Genomic DNA, 1,003 nt, shown 5'->3' on the forward strand with positions numbered 1-1,003 from the left:
GGGCCTATAGCTCAGCTGGTTAGAGCGCACGCCTGATAAGCGTGAGGTCGATGGTTCGAGTCCATTTAGGCCCACCATTATTCCGAAGTAGCTCAGTTGGTAGTAGCACCTGACTGTTAATCAGGTTGTCGCAGGTTCGAGTCCTGCCTTCGGAGCCATTTTTTTGTGGGGAAGTACTCAAGAGGCTGAAGAGGCGCCCCTGCTAAGGGTGTAGGTCGGGTAACCGGCGCGAGGGTTCAAATCCCTCCTTCTCCGCCATTGGCCCGTTGGTCAAGTGGTTAAGACACCGCCCTTTCACGGCGGTAACACGGGTTCGAATCCCGTACGGGTCATACTAAAATGCAGTAGATGTAATTTACATCTACTGCATTTTTTTGTATAAAGATAGCTTTTAAGATTGGTTCTATAATATTTGTTGGGGTATTCACACAATTCCACGCATAAAAAAAGCACAGATTCACCGATTTATATATACTTGAATTGTCGAGAAACAAGTAATAGAAAGGTGAACTGTGCAAATGAATTTTAACATGAATATCCCAGGATTAAAAGATGTAGAGATTACGAAAGTAGAAGAAGTAGGCGATCGAATCGCATTGTATGTACAATTACCTAAATGTACGCATCAATGTCCAGCTTGTAAAAAAGAAACATCGAAGGTTCATGATTATCGTATACAGAAGATCAATCATTTAAAATGGTTTGAACGTTTAACGATTCTTTTCTATAAGCGTCGTCGTTATGTTTGTAAATGCGGAAAGCGTTTCTCTGAAAAATCCCCCTTCGTAGATAAATATCAACGTTATTCAAAGGAATGGAATCAAGTAGTGAGTATACGCGCTATTAAGGCCAAAACATTTAAAGAAGCTGCAGAAGTACTAGGTACATCAACCACGACGGTCATTCGCCGTTTTAAAAAGGTAGCGAATAAACAATTAGTAGAGGGTGTACGTTTACCAAAAGCGATTGCGATTGATGAGTATAAAGGCGATACAGATGCAGG

Annotated in this window: 1 protein-coding gene and 4 tRNA genes; all 5 read left to right on the forward strand. The window is 41.7% G+C overall.

Features of this window, described 5'->3' with window-relative positions:
• Positions 1-77: transfer RNA gene (locus ABE34_RS07320), tRNA-Ile, on the forward strand.
• A 4-nt stretch (positions 78-81) separates the two neighbouring features.
• Positions 82-158 (forward strand) — tRNA-Asn (locus ABE34_RS07325).
• Between the two features lie 9 nt (positions 159-167).
• Positions 168-258 (forward strand) — tRNA-Ser (locus ABE34_RS07330).
• Between the two features lie 2 nt (positions 259-260).
• A tRNA-Glu gene (locus tag ABE34_RS07335) sits at positions 261-332 on the forward strand.
• A 186-nt stretch (positions 333-518) separates the two neighbouring features.
• A partial coding sequence (locus tag ABE34_RS07340; RefSeq protein ID WP_197141398.1) for a transposase family protein occupies positions 519-1,003 on the forward strand: 485 nt, incomplete at its 3' end.

It is taken from the genome of Lysinibacillus sphaericus (assembly GCF_015844675.1).
Lineage (GTDB): Bacteria > Bacillota > Bacilli > Bacillales_A > Planococcaceae > Lysinibacillus > Lysinibacillus sphaericus_E.